This window comes from Pseudomonas sp. ENNP23 (genome assembly GCF_001728945.1).
GTDB lineage: Bacteria > Pseudomonadota > Gammaproteobacteria > Pseudomonadales > Pseudomonadaceae > Metapseudomonas > Metapseudomonas otitidis.
Genome location: NZ_LYSP01000007.1, coordinates 66,381 through 80,820 on the forward strand (window position 1 = coordinate 66,381; position 14,440 = coordinate 80,820).

A 14,440-nucleotide genomic window follows, 5' to 3' on the forward strand; every position below is an offset into this window, starting at 1 on the left:
TAGGGCCTGGCGCGGATCATAAGATGCTCACCCTGGGGGCCAACCCATCCTTGGGATGGCCGCGTCAGTCGCCTTTGTGCTGGAACTGCCGGCGGTACTGGTTGGGCGACAGGGTCGTGTGCTGGCGGAACAGTCGGGCGAAGAAGCTGGCGTCGTCGTAGCCCACTTCGTAGCTGATGGTCTTGATGCTCTTGCGGGTGGCGGAGAGCAGGCCCTTGGCTGTTTCGATGCGTAACCGTTGCAGGTAGTGCAGCGGTTTGTCACCGGTGGCGGCCTGGAAGCGCCGCATGAAGTTGCGGATGCTCATGCCGTGATCCCGGGCCACGTCCTCGAAGCGGAACTTGTCGGCGTAGTGCTCCTCGAGCCAATGCTGGATCTGCAGGATGGTGACGTCCTGGTGCAGCTTCTGTCCGCCGAAGCCGATGCGCCCGGGCGAGTAGCTGCGCTGGACCTCGTAGAGGATGTCGCGGGAGACCGCCTGGGCGATGGAGGCGCCGCAGAAGCGCTCGATCATGTAGATGTACAGGTCGCAGGCGGAGGTGACGCCGCCAGCGCAATAGAGGTTGTCGGCGTCGGAGAGGTGCTTGTCCTGGTTGAGCTGGACCTTGGGGAAGCGCTCGGCGAACTCACGGAAGAAGCGCCAGTAGGTGGTCGCCTCCTTGCCGTCCAGCAGCCCGGCCTGGGCCATCCAGAACACGCCGGTCGCTTCGCCGCAGATCATGCTGCCGGCGCCGTGCCGCTCGCGCAGCCAGGGCAGTATCTGGGGGTAGCGCGCGCACTGGGCGTCGAAGTCGTCCCAGAACGCGGGGAGGATGATGACGTCGGCGGCATCCAGGGAACCGTCCACCGGCATGGTCACTTCGCTGAAACTGCGTACCGGCTGCCCATCCGGGCTGACCAGGTTGATCTGGAACGCGGGCCTCAGCCCCAGGCCCTGCAGCTTGCTGTAGCGCAGGCTGGCCATGTGGAAGAAGTCCTTGGCCTGCATGAGGGTGGAGGCGAAGACGCCGTCGGTGGCGAGGATGCTCACCCGCCTTAGGGTGGGGGACTGCTGAATGGTCATGGTCTTGTTCTTATTAGGGGAAAGCGGTCATTAGGCGGCTGGATCGTCTTATTTTTTGTCGCAAGTGTCCAGTGTGTGCCGGCGCAGGCCTGTCCTACAGTCGGGGCCTTCTTCGACCGACTGCCCGTGAAGGTGACGCGATGATCCCTAGAACGCTCTTCAGCCCCGAACATGAACTCTTCCGTGATAGCGTGCGCCGCTTCCTCGAAGAGGAGGCGGTGCCCTTCCATCACCAGTGGGAGAAGGATGGCCACGTGGATCGGGCCTTGTGGAACAAGGCGGGGGAGGCGGGGCTGCTCTGCTCCCACATTCCCGAGGCTTATGGCGGTGTCGGGGCCGACTTCCTCTACAGCACGGTGGTGATCGAGGAGATCGGTCGCCTGGGCCTCACCGGCATCGGCTTCTCGTTGCATTCGGACATCGTGGCGCCCTACATCCTTCACTACGGCAGCGAGGCGCAGAAGGAGAAGTACCTGCCGCGCCTGGTCAGCGGCGAGCTGGTGACGGCCATCGCCATGACCGAGCCCGGGGCGGGGTCCGACCTGCAGGGCGTGAAGACCACGGCGGTGCTGGATGGCGACCACTACGTGATCAACGGCTCCAAGACCTTCATCACCAACGGGTTCCTGGCCGATCTGGTCATCGTGGTTGCCAAGACCGATCCCAAGGCGGGGGCCAAGGGTACCAGCCTGTTCCTGGTGGAGGCGGATACGCCCGGCTTTTCCAAGGGCAAGCGCCTGGAGAAGGTGGGGATGAAGGCTCAGGACACTTCCGAGCTGTTCTTCCAGGACGTCCGGGTACCCAAGGAGAACCTGCTGGGCCAGGCGGGCATGGGCTTCGCCTACCTGATGCAGGAGCTGCCTCAGGAACGCCTGACGGTGGGCATCGGGGCACTGGCTTCGGCGGAGGCGGCGCTGAAGTGGACCCTCGACTACACCCGCGACCGCAAGGCGTTCGGCAAGGCCATCGCGGAGTTCCAGAACACGCGCTTCAAGCTGGCGGAAATGGCCACCGAGATCCAGATCGGCCGGGTCTTCGTCGACCGCTGCCTGGAGCTGCACCTGCAGCGCAAGCTCGACGTTCCGACAGCCGCAATGCTCAAGTACTGGGGCACGGACCTGCAGTGCAAGGTGCTGGATGAGTGCGTGCAGCTGCACGGTGGCTATGGGTTCATGTGGGAGTACCCGGTAGCACGCGCCTGGGCAGATGCTCGCGTGCAGCGCATCTATGCGGGCACCAACGAGATCATGAAGGAGATCATTGCCCGTTCGCTGTAAGGCCCCGGTTCCGCCGCCGGGCAGTGCGGCGGACCCTTCCCGCTGGCTCCGGGTCTACCCTGTGTCGATTTTCCGGAGCCCGTTCATGAGTACTTCCCCCTTCGATGACTGGGACGGCAGCGTCCGCCACGCCAAGCGCCTGCAGGGTGAACTGGCCGCGCGGGTGGTGCTTGTGGGGCATCACGCTGAGTCAGGCATTGCGCGGGGCAAGCATGTGCCACTGGAGCATGAGGGCGAGCAGATCGGCTGGATGCTGCGCAGCCGGGATGGCGTGCGCCGCCGGTGGTGTCGCCCGGGCAACGGTTGTCGATGAGCTGCGCGCTGGAGTTGGTCTTGCGTGGTTGTCGAGGTTATCGGCTGCCAGAACTGACCCGGCGAGGCGACATGTCCGCTGCTGGAGCGGACACGCTGCCGGGGTTGTTCGATTGGGTCAGGGGGCGGGGTTCGGCTGGTCGCGGTGAATCTCGGCAATCCCCTCCAGCACGGCATCGGGCAGCTTCAGTTCGCTGCTGGCGAGGTTGCTCTCCAACTGATCGAGGTCAGTCGCGCCGATGATGTTGCTCGTGACGAACGGCTGTGCGGTGACGAAGGCGAGGGCCATCTGTGCCGGGTCCAGCCCGTGCTCACGGGCCAGGGCGACATAGCGCGAGCAGGCCGCCTTCGCATGCGGGTTGGTGTAGCGGGTGAAACGGCTGAACCGGGTGATGCGTGCCTGGGGCGGTTGTGTGCCGTTCTCGTACTTGCCGGAGAGCATGCCGAAGGCCAGGGGTGAGTACGCCAGCAGGCCGCACTGCTCGCGAATGGCAACTTCCGCCAGGCCCACCTCGAAGGTGCGATTCAGCAGGTTGTAGGGGTTCTGGATGGATACGGCACGGGGTAGCCCGAGACGGTCGGCCAGGTGCAGGAAGGTCATGGTTCCCCAGGGTGTCTCGTTGGACAGGCCGACGTAACGGATCTTGCCGGCCTTGACCTGCTCGGCGAGCGCTTCGAGGGTTTCCTGCAGGGGCGTGAAGTCTTCGTCCCGGTGGCGATAGCCCAGTTGGCCGAAGTAGTTGGTGCTGCGTTCGGGCCAGTGCAACTGGTAGATGTCGATCCAGTCGGTCTGCAGACGCTTGAGGCTGGCGTCGAGCGCGGCGGCGATGTGGTGCCGGTCGTGCTTTAGATAGCCGTCGCGGATGTGGGTGATGCCGTTGCCCGGCCCTGCGACCTTGCTCGCCAGGACCCAGTCCGCCCGGTCCCGTCTGGCGGCGAACCAGTTGCCGATGATGGTTTCGGTGGCACCGTAGGTCTCGGGGCGAGGAGGGACCGGGTACATTTCCGCCACGTCCATGAAGTTGATGCCGTAGGCTTTGGCACGTTCGATCTGCGCAAACGCCTGGGCCTGAGTGTTCTGTTCGCCCCAGGTCATGGTGCCAAGGCAGAGGCTGCTGACCTTCACATCCGTGCGGCCGAGTTGACGGTATTGCATGGTGGCTCCTCGTCGGGCGAAAGATCGTTATCAAATCAGGTTGAAATTTTTCCTGCAATCGGCATAATTTCGCGGCTTTCTTTGCGGGGATGCCTAGCCTGCCGAGAAGGAAGGCGGGGATGCCTAGCCTGCCGAAAACCTTTTGCCGTAGCGGACGCGCTGACCCGAGCCCCCGATAGCGTCTGTTTCCGGCTGCCCTGTGTTGCCAGGGCGAGCACTATTCAGTAAGATCCGCCGTCTTATTTTCAGGGCGGCCCCTGAGGCTATAGCGAATGAAGACTTTTACTGCAAAACCGGAAACTGTTAAGCGCGACTGGTATGTCGTCGACGCTGCCGGTCAGACCCTGGGTCGTCTGGCCACCGAAATTGCAAGCCGTCTGCGCGGCAAGCACAAGCCGGAATACACTCCGCACGTTGATACCGGCGACTACATCGTCGTCATCAATGCCGAGCAGGTTCGTGTCACTGGTTCCAAAACCACCGACAAGAAGTACTACTCGCACTCCGGTTTCCCGGGTGGCATCAAGGAGATCAACTTCGAGAAGCTGATCGCCAAGGCGCCTGAGCGCGTGATCGAGACCGCGGTCAAAGGCATGCTGCCGAAGAACCCGCTGGGTCGCGACATGTATCGCAAGCTGAAGGTGTACAAGGGTGCCGTCCACCCGCACACCGCTCAGCAGCCCCAAGAACTGAAGATTTAACGGGATAGATTCATTATGTCGGCGACTCAAAATTACGGCACTGGCCGTCGCAAGACTGCAACCGCGCGCGTATTCCTGCGCCCGGGTACTGGCAAGATTTCCATCAACAATCGTAGCCTGGAGCAGTTCTTCGGCCGCGAAACTGCTCGCATGGTCGTGCGTCAGCCTCTGGAGCTGACCGAGACCGTCGAGAAGTTCGACATCTACGTCACCGTTCTCGGTGGCGGTGTCAGTGGTCAGGCCGGTGCCATCCGTCATGGCATCACCCGCGCCCTGATCAGCTACGACGAGTCCCTGCGCAGCCCGCTGCGCAAGGCCGGCTACGTGACTCGCGACGCTCGCGAAGTCGAACGTAAGAAAGTCGGTCTGCGTAAAGCGCGTAAGCGTCCGCAGTACTCCAAGCGCTAATACGGCGCTGCAAGAAACGCCCAGGTTCCTTTTCGGCCTGGGCGTTTTTTTATGCCTGTGGAAAAGTTGGCTGCGACAGCTTGTCGCACTCGCGAATCCCTAGTGGTTCAAGGCTTTCAGCTGTTTTGTATCCGGCTATTACCTTGTCATCAGAGGGGGTTTTCTTTACCATTTGGCGAATTTTTTGCGCGGCTCGATTTTTACTTAGTAGAGGCCTGAACAACAGGCCGCAAAGCTGATGGGAGACGACTGAATGAGCAATGACGGCGTGAATGCAGGCCGGCGTCGCTTCCTTGTGGCAGCCACATCCGTGGTGGGTGCTGCAGGAGCGGTGGGTGCTGCGATCCCGTTTGTGGGGTCATGGCAACCCAGTGCCAAGGCCAAGGCCGCAGGTGCACCTGTGAAGGTGAACATCGCCAAGATCGACGCAGGCCAGCAGATTGTCGCCGAATGGCGCGGTCAGCCCGTGTTCATCTTGCGCCGCACGGAGGAAATCCTCGGTAACCTGGCCAAGATTGACGGCAGCATGGCCGACCCGGAGTCCAAAGCCTCCGTGCAACCGACCTACGTCGATCCGCAGAAGCGTTCGATCAAGCCGGAGATCCTGGTGCTGGTCGGCCTGTGCACCCACCTGGGCTGCTCGCCTTCCTTCCGTCCCGAGGTCGCCCCGGCTGACCTGGGTGCCGAGTGGGTTGGTGGTTACTTCTGCCCGTGCCACGGTTCCCGCTACGACCTCGCTGGCCGCGTCTACAAAGCGCAGCCTGCCCCCTTGAACCTGCCGGTGCCACCCCACTCCTACGAGTCGGATGATGTCATCATCATCGGCGTGGACCAGGAGAAGGCATGATGAGCAAATTCATGGAATGGATCGATGCGCGCTTCCCCGCCACCAAGATGTGGGAAGACCATCTGAGCAAGTACTACGCTCCCAAGAACTTCAACTTCTTCTACTTTTTCGGCTCGCTGGCTCTGCTGGTTCTGGTCAACCAGATCCTGACCGGTGTCTGGCTGACCATGAGCTTCACTCCGTCCGCGGAAGAAGCCTTCGCTTCCGTCGAATACATCATGCGCGACGTGGAATACGGGGTGATCATCCGTTACCTCCACTCCACGGGTGCGTCCGCGTTCTTCATCGTGGTCTACCTGCACATGTTCCGCGGCCTGCTCTACGGCTCCTACCAGAAGCCCCGTGAGCTGGTGTGGATCTTCGGCATGCTGATCTACCTCGCTCTGATGGCCGAGGCCTTCATGGGCTACCTGCTGCCCTGGGGCCAGATGTCCTACTGGGGTGCACAGGTGATCATCTCGCTGTTCGGCGCGATCCCGGTCATCGGTGACGACCTCACCCAGTGGATCCGTGGTGACTACCTGATCTCCGGTATCACCCTGAACCGCTTCTTCGCCCTGCACGTGATCGCTCTGCCGATCGTGATCCTGGGTCTGGTGGTCCTGCATATCCTGGCGCTCCACGAAGTGGGCTCCAACAACCCGGATGGTGTGGACATCAAGAAGAAGAAGGACGAGAACGGCATTCCGCTGGACGGCATCGCCTTCCACCCGTACTACACCGTGAAGGACATTGTCGGTGTTGTGGTGTTCCTCTTCGTGTTCTGCTTCGTGGTGTTCTTCTTCCCGGAAATGGGTGGGTATTTCCTCGAGAAGCCGAACTTCGAGCAGGCCAACCCGTTCAAGACGCCTGAGCACATTGCGCCTGTCTGGTATTTCACCCCGTTCTACGCAATTCTCCGCGCGGTTCCGGATAAGCTGATGGGCGTGATTGCGATGGGAGCTGCAATCGCTGTGCTGTTCGTCCTGCCTTGGCTGGATCGCAGCCCTGTGCGCTCCATGCGCTACAAGGGCTGGCTGAGCAAGATCTGGCTGCTGGTGTTCTGCGTTTCCTTCATCATTCTCGGCGTGCTGGGTGTTCTGGCGCCGACCCCTGGCCGTACGCTGCTTTCGCAGGTGTGCACCATCCTGTACTTCGCGTACTTCATCCTGATGCCGTTCTACACCAGGATGGAAACAACCAAACCGGTTCCGGAAAGGGTGACAGGCTGATGAAGAAGCTATTTGCTGCATTTGTTATCGCTCTCCTGCCGGTTGCCGCATTCGCTTCCGGTGGTGAAAAGGTCGAGTTGGATCATGTCGAAATCGACCTGACCGACAAGGCTGCCATGCAGGATGGTGCGCGCACCTTCGCCAACTACTGCATGGGCTGTCACGGTGCCAAGTTCCAGCGCTATGAACGTGTAGCCAAGGATCTGGGCATCCCCGAAGAGCTGATGCTGGAAAATCTGGTGTTCACCGGTGCAAAGATCGGTGACCACATGCAGAGCGCCATGAAGCCGAACGACGCCAAGGTGTGGTTCGGTGCAGCTCCGCCGGACCTGACCCTTGTGGCTCGCGTTCGTGGTACCGACTGGCTGTACAGTTACCTGCGTGCTTTCTACGAAGACCCGGCACGTCCGTGGGGCGTCAACAACAAGGTTTTCCCGAACGTGGGTATGCCTAACGTACTGGTGGGTCTGCAAGGTCGCCAGGTTGTCGGTTGCAAGCAGGTTCAGGTTGTCGAAGATGGCAAGAAGCAGTTCGATCCGCTGACCGGTGCGCCGATTACCCATGAGGCGTGCGACCAGCTGACTATCGTTCCGAAGACCGGCAAGCTGACCGAGGCCGAGTTCGATCAGAAGATCCAGAATCTGGTGACCTTCCTGGCTTACTCCGCTGACCCGAACAAGCTGCATATGCAGCGCATCGGGACCTACGTCCTGCTGTATCTGGCCTTCTTTTTCGTGTTCGCCTACCTGCTCAAGCGTGAGTACTGGAAAGACGTTCACTGATCGAAAGCTGATGCTGTAACGCGCGCGCCCTGATGGGCGCGCGCTTTTTTTGACTCCGCATAAAACTTCAAGCGAGGAGGGCGCGATGGCGGCTATTACCAAGCTGACCTGTTACTCCGACCCCGCGGATCACTATTCCCATCGTGTGCGTATCGTCCTTGCAGAGAAGGGCGTTGCTGTAGATATCATCGATGTCGCCAATGGCCAGTGCCCGCCAAAGCTGATCGAGTCGAACCCTTATGGCACTGTGCCCACGTTGTTGGACAGGGATCTTGCACTGTATGAGCCGACGGTGGTGATGGAGTACCTGGAAGAGCGCTATCCTCACCCGCCGCTGATGCCGGTCTATCCCGTTGCACGGGGCAATACCCGGTTACTCATGCATCGGGTTCAGCGCGATTGGTGTTCCCTGGTCGATCTGGTGCTGGACCCAAAGATCAAGGATGCAGCGAAGGCCCAGGCTCGCAAGGAGCTTCGGGAAAGCCTCACCGGCGTGTCTCCGTTGTTTGCTGACAAGCCTTTCTTTCTCAGTGAAGAGATGAGTCTTGTAGACTGCTGCCTGTTGCCCATCCTCTGGCGTCTGCCGAAGCTGGGTATCGAATTGCCTCGTCCGGCCAAGCCGCTTCTCGAGTATATGGATCGCCATTTCTCGCGGCCGGCTTTCCAGGCGAGTCTGTCGGACGTTGAGCGTGATATGCGTTGAGGTGAATCGATGAAATCCAGTCGTCCCTATCTGGTTCGGGCCCTGTATGAGTGGATCGTCGACAACGATTGCACACCCCATTTGCTCGTCAATGCGGAGCATGCGGGTGTTCGGGTGCCTCCGGGGTATGCGAGTGACGGCCAGATTGTGCTGAACGTGTCGCCGAGTGCTGTCCGTCATCTGCACATGGATAACGAAGCGGTGAGCTTTGAGGGGCGTTTCGGTGGCGTCGCCCATAGCCTCTACATCCCTGGCGCGGCGGTCATGGCCATCTACGCACGTGAGAACGGGCAAGGCATGGTCTTCGACCTGGAGTCGTCTGCAATGGATGAAGGGGACGGCCCTGAGGATGATGGGCCATCTGGTGATGGCGCCTCTCCTTCTTCGGGAGGAGGTCGTCCGGCCGGTCGGCCCAGCCTGAAAGTGGTGAAATAAAAAAAGGCGATCCAACTGGATCGCCTTTTTATTTATGGCTGTTGTATTCAGTTGGTGTATTCGAAGAGCTTGATGATCTTCTGTACGCCGGAAACCCCTTGCACCACGCTGGTGGCCAGCCCTGCTTCCTGGCGGCTCACCAGGCCCAGCAGGTAGACGATTCCGTTCTCGGTCACCACCTTGATGTTGGAGCTGGGGATTTGGCTGTTGGCGAGCAGTTGGGTGGTGATCTTGGTGGTGATGGCGCTGTCATTCATGCGTGCCAGGGTCGATGAGTTCGCTCCGACCTGCAGTTCGTTGTGAACCTTCTTGACGCCCTGAGCAGTACGAGCCGCCTGCTCTGCCAGCGTCTTCAGGTTCTGCTTGGGAGTTTGTCCAGCCAGCAGCACCACGCCGTTGAAGCTGGTTACCACGATGTGCGAGTTGGTCTTGAGCTCGGGGCTTGCGGCGTCGATCTTGGCGCGCACCTTCGAGGGGGTGGACTGGTCATCAATGGTCTTGCCAATGGTTCGGCCACCGCAGCCGCCCAACACAAGGGTGAATGCCAGTAGGGTCAGGATCAGGGGGGAACGGGTCATTCTTCACTCCCAAACAATTGACGGTCGATCAGGTCGCAGAGGCAGTGGATGGCCAGGAGGTGGACCTCCTGGATACGCGCGGTGACTTTGGAGGGCACGCGAATCTCGACATCCTCGGGCAGTAGCAGGGATGCCATGCCACCACCATCGCGACCTGTCAGGGCGACGATGATCATTTCGCGATCGTGTGCGGCCTGGATGGCCTGGATCACGTTGGCCGAGTTGCCGCTGGTGGAGATGGCGAGCAGCACGTCGCCCGGTTGGCCAAGTGCGCGGATCTGTTTCGAGAAGACTTCGTTGTAGCTGTAGTCATTGGCGATCGAGGTGATCGTGGAGCTGTCGGTGGTCAGCGCCAGGGCTGGCAGGCTGGGGCGCTCGCGCTCGAAGCGGTTTAGCAGTTCGGAGGAAAAATGCTGGGCATCGCCAGCGGAGCCACCGTTGCCGCACGCGAGGATCTTGCCCTCGTTCAGCAGCGCATTGACCATCACCATGCTGGCATGCTCGATGTGGGGGGCCACGACTTCCATGGCGAGCAGCTTGGTGTCGATGCTGGCCTGGAACAACTGGCGGATTCGGGGTTGCATGTCCATCGGTATGACCTTCAGTGGAAGGCGACTGTTCAAGTGTCGAAGGCGTTCTTAAGCCAGGTCAGTCGCACGGGTGAGTCGCCATCCATCGAGTCGATGGCGATCACGTCAAATCGGCAAGGGTGATTGGCCCAGCGGGATTCCTTCTGCAGGAAGTACTGTGCCGCACTGATGAGTTTTGCGCGCTTGCGCGCATCTACGCTTTCCAGTGCTCCGCCCCAGGCTCTATGCCGCCTGTAGCGGACTTCGGCGAATACTACTGTATCGCCGTCCAGCATGACCAGATCGAGCTCGCCCCGGGGGCATCGCCAGTTGCTGGCAAGCAATCGCAAGCCGTGCTTTTGAAGGTGTTGGCGGGCGACTTCTTCCGCGTTTCGCCCGCTGTCTCCGCTCGTGGTCAAGAGTCGCTATCGGGCAGGCGTTGGACTTGGCCGTCGCGGAACTCCGCCCACGGCAGTTGGCGCTCAACGCGCTGAGACGGAGTGAGACTGAGTCGGCCTGAGAGGCCGTCCACGCGGCTTTCCGGCAGGGCCTTCAACTCGGCGAGGCGTGGGGCTAGGCGGTACGCGTCTACGCCCATGGCATAGAGTCGGCCGAGGCTGCCGCCAGCTTGGGGCCACTGGCGGTCGACCTGTTGGCGAAGTGGGTCGTCGCGGTTCAGCAGCCAGGGGGTCTCGCAGAAGCGGATACCGCTCAGGTCCTGGTACTGGGCCACATCGTTACCACCGGAGTAGAGGTGTGACGTGGCGTAAACGGGGACGTCGCCAGCGTACTGAAAGGCCAGCGTGGGCTTGATCTGTTGGGCTTGCTGCGGTGTGGCGGCGAGGAAGATGAAGTCGACGTCCTGGCGGCGAGTCGGCTGGGTGGCAACGGAGGTGCCGAGTGTGCTTCGCAGGCGTTTGGCGCGCACTTCACTTTGGCGAAGCTGGAACAGGTCTGCGATTTGCTGGGCCAGTTGCACCGGTTGGTCCACGTGTTCTGCGGCGATCAGGCTGCCGCCGGCTTGCTGCCAGCTCTGGCGGAAGGCGGCGAGCACTCGGTCCCCCCACTCGCCGCGTGGCACCATGGCGACAGCGCGGCGCATGCCGTCGGACCAGGCGCGGCGCGCTACTTCGCGTGCTTCGTCTTCGGCCGCTAGGCCAAACTGGAAGAGCTGTGCCGGCCCTTCTTGTCCAGCATCGCTGTAGTTCAGGGCCAGTGTGGTGATGGGCAACTGCTGGCGTTCGTTCATCTGCTTGACCAGCGGCTTCTCCAGCGGACCGACCACGAGTTGTACGCCGTCCATCTGGGCCTGGCGATAGAAGTCATCGAGCGAGGTCAGGTGGGCGCTGTCGTAAATCTGAATGGAGGGCGGGTTCTGGCCGGCTTGCTGCGCCTGGTAGTGGGCGGCGAGGAAGCCATCGCGTAGTGCGCGGGCTACCGAGGCCAGTGGCCCTTCCTGCGGTAGGAGCAAGGCAATCTTGGTCAGGGGTTGGTTGGCGAGCTCTTTCAATTTGGCCAGCGGTGCAGGCAGTTGCTCGGCTGCCGGGTGTTGCGGATGCTGGCTGCGCCAGGCTTCGATGGCGGCTTGCTGCTGGGGCAGGGTGGCGGCGCTGCGTGTTGAGCGGGCGAGTTCCATCCATCCTGCCAGGTCGGCATCGCCGGTCGGCTGCAACTGATCCACGGGCAAGCCGGAAATCAGCACCCAGATGGCTTCATGGTTCTGCTTTTCAGCTTCGCCATTGAGCAGTGGGGCAATGAAGACGCGCTCGCGTGCGGCGGCCAGGCTCTGTCCATCTGCCTCCAGGGCACGTGCGCGTACGAGCTGGGAGCGTACTTGCTGGTCGACCGGGAGTTCAGCCAATCGGTCGAGGCTGGGGTGGCCAAGTGCTTTCAGGGCGCTCTTGGGTTGATTGCGCGCCATGGCCAGTTCGGCTGAAAGGGTGCTGGCAAATACCTGTTGCGCAGGTTTCAGGCCGTCCAGTTGGACTTGCTCCAGGATGCGGGCTGCGCGGCCGACGTCCTGCTGGCGATAGGCCAGATCTGCAGCTGACAGGCGCAGTATGGCGGCTTGCTCGGGTTTGCTCTCTCCGGCCTTTTGCAGGAGCTGTTCGATGCTGGCCTGGGGTGTGCGGGGCAGTTCGCCGAGGCTGGATGTAGGCGAGCTGCCGCAGGCGACCAGGAGGCCGGCGAGGCAGAGGGCAGAGAGCGGGCGCAGTCGAGCGATCATTTAACGATCCCGGTACTTGATCAACGAAGCCCGCGATTGTACCGGAGGGGCGGGCGGGGTGCGATGTCGGTGCCTGGAAACGGGCTACAATGCGCGCCTTTCAGTTTATTCCGAGGTGCCCTGTGACTCTTTCCACGTCTTCTGTTGCTGCCGCCCAGCCCGGCAAGCTCTACGTGGTCGCGACGCCCATCGGTAACCTCGACGACATCAGTTCGAGGGCCTTGCGCACGCTGAGGGAAGTTGCGCTGATCGCTGCAGAGGATACGCGTCATTCGATTCGCCTCCTGCAGCACTTCGGAATCACAACGGCCCTCGCGGCCTGCCATGACCACAACGAACGTGAGCAAGGCGGCCGCTTCGTGGCTCGGCTGCTGGCTGGAGATGACGTTGCGCTGATTTCGGATGCGGGTACGCCGCTGATCTCCGATCCCGGGTATCACCTTGTGCGCCAGGTGCGTGCGGCCGGAATTGAGGTGGTGCCGGTGCCGGGGCCCAGTGCGCTGATCGCAGCGCTGTCGGCGGCCGGTCTTCCGTCTGATCGCTTCATCTTTGAAGGCTTCCTGCCAGCGAAGGCAGCGGCGCGAAGAGGGCGACTGGAGCTATTAAAGGAAGAGCCGCGGACGCTCATCTTCTATGAGGCGCCTCATCGGGTGCTGGAGTCGGTCCAGGACATGGCGTTGCTGTTCGGCGAGGCGCGTCATGCCGTGCTTGCCCGTGAACTCACCAAGACGTTCGAGACCCTTAAGGGAGCACCGCTCGGTGGATTGGCCGAGTGGATCGCGGCAGACAGCAATCAGCAGCGAGGCGAGTGCGTGCTGCTGGTAGCTGGTTGGCAGCCCCCGGAAGGAGAGGATGCGATCAGCGGCGAGGCGTTGCGTGTATTGGATCTGTTGTTGGGCGAACTCCCGCTGAAGCGCGCGGCAGCTTTGGCCGCCGAGATCACCGGCGTACGCAAGAACCTCCTCTATCAGGCAGCGTTGGAGCGTCAGGCTGATTCCTGAGCTTGTGTCCTGGGCAGTCTGCCGCTAACCTTCGCGCCGGAGAGTCGATCGGACAGTCGCTGTCCCGTTTCGTTCGCGATTTCGGGAGGGAGGAAAGTCCGGGCTCCATAGGGCAGAGTGCCAGGTAACGCCTGGGAGGCGAGAGCCTACGGAAAGTGCCGCAGAAAATAACCGCCTAAGCGCGCAAGCGCCGGTAAGGGTGAAAAGGTGTGGTAAGAGCGCACCGCACGACTGGTAACAGCTCGTGGCTAGGTAAACCCCACTCGGAGCAAGACCAAATAGGAATCCTTGGCGTGGCCCGCGTCGGATTCGGGTAGGTTGCTAAAGGCTGTCAGTGATGGCAGCCGTAGATGAATGACTGTCCACGACAGAACCCGGCTTACAGATCGACTCTCCACTTTTCCCCACTTTCCCCTCAGAAATACCCCTCCCTGCCTCCTGTCTGAAATTTCAGAAGCCCTAACTCTTAAGACATTACTTTAAGTTTGCATCTCGGCGTCTTTGTTGCCGCTGATTTTTCATTCTGAAATACGCAGAAAAACTCCCTCCGTTTCGCCAAAAAGTTCTCTAAATCACCGTCCCGTAAGGAATTTTCCGTTCTGGCGCGCCTTGACGGTGGGGCGGGGCCATTTCTATAGTGTGCGGAGTGGTGGAAAGTGGGTAGAAGTGGGATTAATTGGTACGGATAGCCTGATTCAGGGGAAGCGCAGCCGTGTTTCGCGGAGCAAATGCCATCAGTCTCGATGCCAAAGGGCGCATCGCGATGCCAAGTCGGTATCGCGACGAGCTTCTTTCGCGTTGTGCTGGGCAGCTCATCGTTACCATCGATGCGGTTGACCGTTGTCTGACCCTCTACCCCCTTCCTGAGTGGGAAATCATTGAAGCCAAGCTCCGCGAGTTGCCGTCCCTGCGAGAGGAAACGCGTCGACTGCAGCGCCTGCTGATTGGCAACGCCGTTGATCTCGAGCTGGATGGCAATGGTCGTTTCCTGGTCCCGCCCCGTCTGCGTGAGTACGCCGGGCTGGACAAGAAGGCGATGTTGGTGGGGCAACTGAACAAATTTCAGATCTGGGATGAAGACGCCTGGAATACCGTTTCCGACGCTGATCTCCAGGCAATCAAACAACCCGGCGGCCTGCCGGACGAACTGCGTGATCTTATCCTGTGAGC

Annotated in this window: 17 protein-coding genes and 1 other RNA gene; 12 read left to right on the forward strand and 6 right to left on the reverse strand. The window is 61.1% G+C overall.

The window, feature by feature from the left end:
* Window positions 1-64: 64 nt before the first annotated feature.
* On the reverse strand, window positions 65-964 hold the full coding sequence (locus A9G05_RS06025) for a GlxA family transcriptional regulator (protein WP_171902699.1): 900 nt from the start codon (window positions 962-964) through the stop codon (window positions 65-67).
* 239 nt (window positions 965-1,203) lie between these two features.
* Here A9G05_RS06025 and A9G05_RS06030 point away from each other — a divergent pair, with 239 nt between their 5' ends.
* The gene (locus A9G05_RS06030) at window positions 1,204-2,340 is read left to right on the forward strand and encodes an acyl-CoA dehydrogenase family protein (protein ID WP_044409625.1); all 1,137 of its coding nucleotides are present in this window, start codon (window positions 1,204-1,206) and stop codon (window positions 2,338-2,340) included.
* An 85-nt stretch (window positions 2,341-2,425) separates the two neighbouring features.
* The gene (locus A9G05_RS06035; RefSeq protein WP_069560104.1) at window positions 2,426-2,653 is read left to right on the forward strand and encodes a hypothetical protein; all 228 of its coding nucleotides are present in this window, start codon (window positions 2,426-2,428) and stop codon (window positions 2,651-2,653) included.
* A gap of 117 nt (window positions 2,654-2,770) precedes the next feature.
* On the opposite strand, the gene A9G05_RS06040 is transcribed toward A9G05_RS06035, so the two are convergent.
* Window positions 2,771-3,808, reverse strand: a complete 1,038-nt coding sequence (locus tag A9G05_RS06040) for an NADP(H)-dependent aldo-keto reductase (protein WP_069560105.1) — start codon at window positions 3,806-3,808, stop codon at window positions 2,771-2,773.
* A 272-nt stretch (window positions 3,809-4,080) separates the two neighbouring features.
* Here A9G05_RS06040 and rplM point away from each other — a divergent pair, with 272 nt between their 5' ends.
* The 7 genes from rplM (at window position 4,081) to A9G05_RS26430 (ending at window position 8,895) form a co-directional block, all read left to right on the forward strand.
* Window positions 4,081-4,509: a 50S ribosomal protein L13 gene (gene rplM / locus A9G05_RS06045; protein ID WP_044409616.1), complete on the forward strand. Its 429-nt coding sequence runs from the start codon at window positions 4,081-4,083 to the stop codon at window positions 4,507-4,509.
* Between the two features lie 15 nt (window positions 4,510-4,524).
* Complete coding sequence (gene rpsI, locus A9G05_RS06050; RefSeq protein ID WP_044409613.1) at window positions 4,525-4,917, forward strand: 30S ribosomal protein S9; 393 nt, start codon at window positions 4,525-4,527, stop codon at window positions 4,915-4,917.
* 253 nt (window positions 4,918-5,170) lie between these two features.
* Window positions 5,171-5,764, forward strand: a complete 594-nt coding sequence (petA, locus tag A9G05_RS06055) for a ubiquinol-cytochrome c reductase iron-sulfur subunit (RefSeq protein ID WP_069560106.1) — start codon at window positions 5,171-5,173, stop codon at window positions 5,762-5,764.
* Window positions 5,764-6,975, forward strand: a complete 1,212-nt coding sequence (locus A9G05_RS06060; protein WP_069560107.1) for a cytochrome bc complex cytochrome b subunit — start codon at window positions 5,764-5,766, stop codon at window positions 6,973-6,975. The genes petA and A9G05_RS06060 overlap by 1 nt, the downstream gene beginning before the upstream one ends.
* Window positions 6,975-7,757 carry a cytochrome c1 gene (locus A9G05_RS06065; protein WP_069560108.1) on the forward strand — a complete coding sequence of 261 codons (783 nt, stop codon included), beginning with the start codon at window positions 6,975-6,977 and terminating at the stop codon, window positions 7,755-7,757. Before A9G05_RS06060 ends, A9G05_RS06065 begins: the two co-directional genes overlap by 1 nt.
* 85 nt (window positions 7,758-7,842) lie before the next feature.
* Entirely contained in the window at window positions 7,843-8,460 is a 618-nt protein-coding gene (locus A9G05_RS06070) for a glutathione S-transferase N-terminal domain-containing protein (protein WP_069560109.1), read from the forward strand.
* Window positions 8,461-8,469: 9 nt separating this feature from the next.
* Window positions 8,470-8,895 (forward strand): ClpXP protease specificity-enhancing factor, encoded by a 426-nt coding sequence (locus A9G05_RS26430; protein WP_083265501.1) that lies wholly within the window; start codon window positions 8,470-8,472, stop codon window positions 8,893-8,895.
* 47 nt (window positions 8,896-8,942) lie between these two features.
* Here the strand turns inward: A9G05_RS26430 and A9G05_RS06075 are convergent, their stop codons facing one another.
* From A9G05_RS06075 to A9G05_RS06090, 4 genes are read right to left on the reverse strand one after another with little or no spacing between them, the layout of a single operon-like run.
* On the reverse strand, window positions 8,943-9,473 hold the full coding sequence (locus A9G05_RS06075; protein ID WP_069560110.1) for a BON domain-containing protein: 531 nt from the start codon (window positions 9,471-9,473) through the stop codon (window positions 8,943-8,945).
* Window positions 9,470-10,063 (reverse strand): phosphoheptose isomerase, encoded by a 594-nt coding sequence (locus A9G05_RS06080; protein WP_069560111.1) that lies wholly within the window; start codon window positions 10,061-10,063, stop codon window positions 9,470-9,472. Before A9G05_RS06080 ends, A9G05_RS06075 begins: the two co-directional genes overlap by 4 nt.
* A 29-nt stretch (window positions 10,064-10,092) precedes the next feature.
* On the reverse strand, window positions 10,093-10,461 hold the full coding sequence (locus A9G05_RS06085) for a YraN family protein (protein ID WP_069560112.1): 369 nt from the start codon (window positions 10,459-10,461) through the stop codon (window positions 10,093-10,095).
* Window positions 10,458-12,269 (reverse strand): penicillin-binding protein activator, encoded by a 1,812-nt coding sequence (locus A9G05_RS06090; protein ID WP_069560113.1) that lies wholly within the window; start codon window positions 12,267-12,269, stop codon window positions 10,458-10,460. Before A9G05_RS06090 ends, A9G05_RS06085 begins: the two co-directional genes overlap by 4 nt.
* A gap of 89 nt (window positions 12,270-12,358) precedes the next feature.
* Here A9G05_RS06090 and rsmI point away from each other — a divergent pair, with 89 nt between their 5' ends.
* From rsmI to mraZ, 3 genes are all read left to right on the forward strand, one after another.
* Window positions 12,359-13,270 (forward strand): 16S rRNA (cytidine(1402)-2'-O)-methyltransferase, encoded by a 912-nt coding sequence (gene rsmI / locus A9G05_RS06095; protein WP_069560114.1) that lies wholly within the window; start codon window positions 12,359-12,361, stop codon window positions 13,268-13,270.
* 40 nt (window positions 13,271-13,310) lie between these two features.
* Window positions 13,311-13,668: RNase P RNA component class A (rnpB, locus tag A9G05_RS06100), an RNA gene on the forward strand.
* Window positions 13,669-13,982: 314 nt separating this feature from the next.
* A complete protein-coding gene (gene mraZ, locus A9G05_RS06105) occupies window positions 13,983-14,438 on the forward strand; it encodes a division/cell wall cluster transcriptional repressor MraZ (RefSeq protein ID WP_069560115.1) in 456 nt (151 codons plus the stop codon).
* The last annotated feature ends 2 nt before the right edge of the window (window positions 14,439-14,440 follow it).

What these genes read in the sequence shown, in the direction of transcription:
- A9G05_RS06070 (WP_069560109.1), top strand. Translation starts at nt 7,843, where the DNA reads ATGGCGGCTATTACCAAGCTGACCTGTTACTCCGACCCCGCGGATCAC.
- rplM (WP_044409616.1), top strand. Translation starts at nt 4,081, where the DNA reads ATGAAGACTTTTACTGCAAAACCGGAAACTGTTAAGCGCGACTGGTAT.
- petA (WP_069560106.1), top strand. Translation starts at nt 5,171, where the DNA reads ATGAGCAATGACGGCGTGAATGCAGGCCGGCGTCGCTTCCTTGTGGCA.
- A9G05_RS06030 (WP_044409625.1), top strand. Translation starts at nt 1,204, where the DNA reads ATGATCCCTAGAACGCTCTTCAGCCCCGAACATGAACTCTTCCGTGAT.
- A9G05_RS06025 (WP_171902699.1), bottom strand. Translation starts at nt 964, where the DNA reads ATGGCCAGCCTGCGCTACAGCAAGCTGCAGGGCCTGGGGCTGAGGCCC.
- A9G05_RS06060 (WP_069560107.1), top strand. Translation starts at nt 5,764, where the DNA reads ATGAGCAAATTCATGGAATGGATCGATGCGCGCTTCCCCGCCACCAAG.
- A9G05_RS26430 (WP_083265501.1), top strand. Translation starts at nt 8,470, where the DNA reads ATGAAATCCAGTCGTCCCTATCTGGTTCGGGCCCTGTATGAGTGGATC.
- A9G05_RS06065 (WP_069560108.1), top strand. Translation starts at nt 6,975, where the DNA reads ATGAAGAAGCTATTTGCTGCATTTGTTATCGCTCTCCTGCCGGTTGCC.
- A9G05_RS06040 (WP_069560105.1), bottom strand. Translation starts at nt 3,808, where the DNA reads ATGCAATACCGTCAACTCGGCCGCACGGATGTGAAGGTCAGCAGCCTC.
- A9G05_RS06080 (WP_069560111.1), bottom strand. Translation starts at nt 10,063, where the DNA reads ATGGACATGCAACCCCGAATCCGCCAGTTGTTCCAGGCCAGCATCGAC.
- rpsI (WP_044409613.1), top strand. Translation starts at nt 4,525, where the DNA reads ATGTCGGCGACTCAAAATTACGGCACTGGCCGTCGCAAGACTGCAACC.
- A9G05_RS06090 (WP_069560113.1), bottom strand. Translation starts at nt 12,269, where the DNA reads ATGATCGCTCGACTGCGCCCGCTCTCTGCCCTCTGCCTCGCCGGCCTC.
- A9G05_RS06035 (WP_069560104.1), top strand. Translation starts at nt 2,426, where the DNA reads ATGAGTACTTCCCCCTTCGATGACTGGGACGGCAGCGTCCGCCACGCC.
- rsmI (WP_069560114.1), top strand. Translation starts at nt 12,359, where the DNA reads ATGCGCGCCTTTCAGTTTATTCCGAGGTGCCCTGTGACTCTTTCCACG.
- A9G05_RS06075 (WP_069560110.1), bottom strand. Translation starts at nt 9,473, where the DNA reads ATGACCCGTTCCCCCCTGATCCTGACCCTACTGGCATTCACCCTTGTG.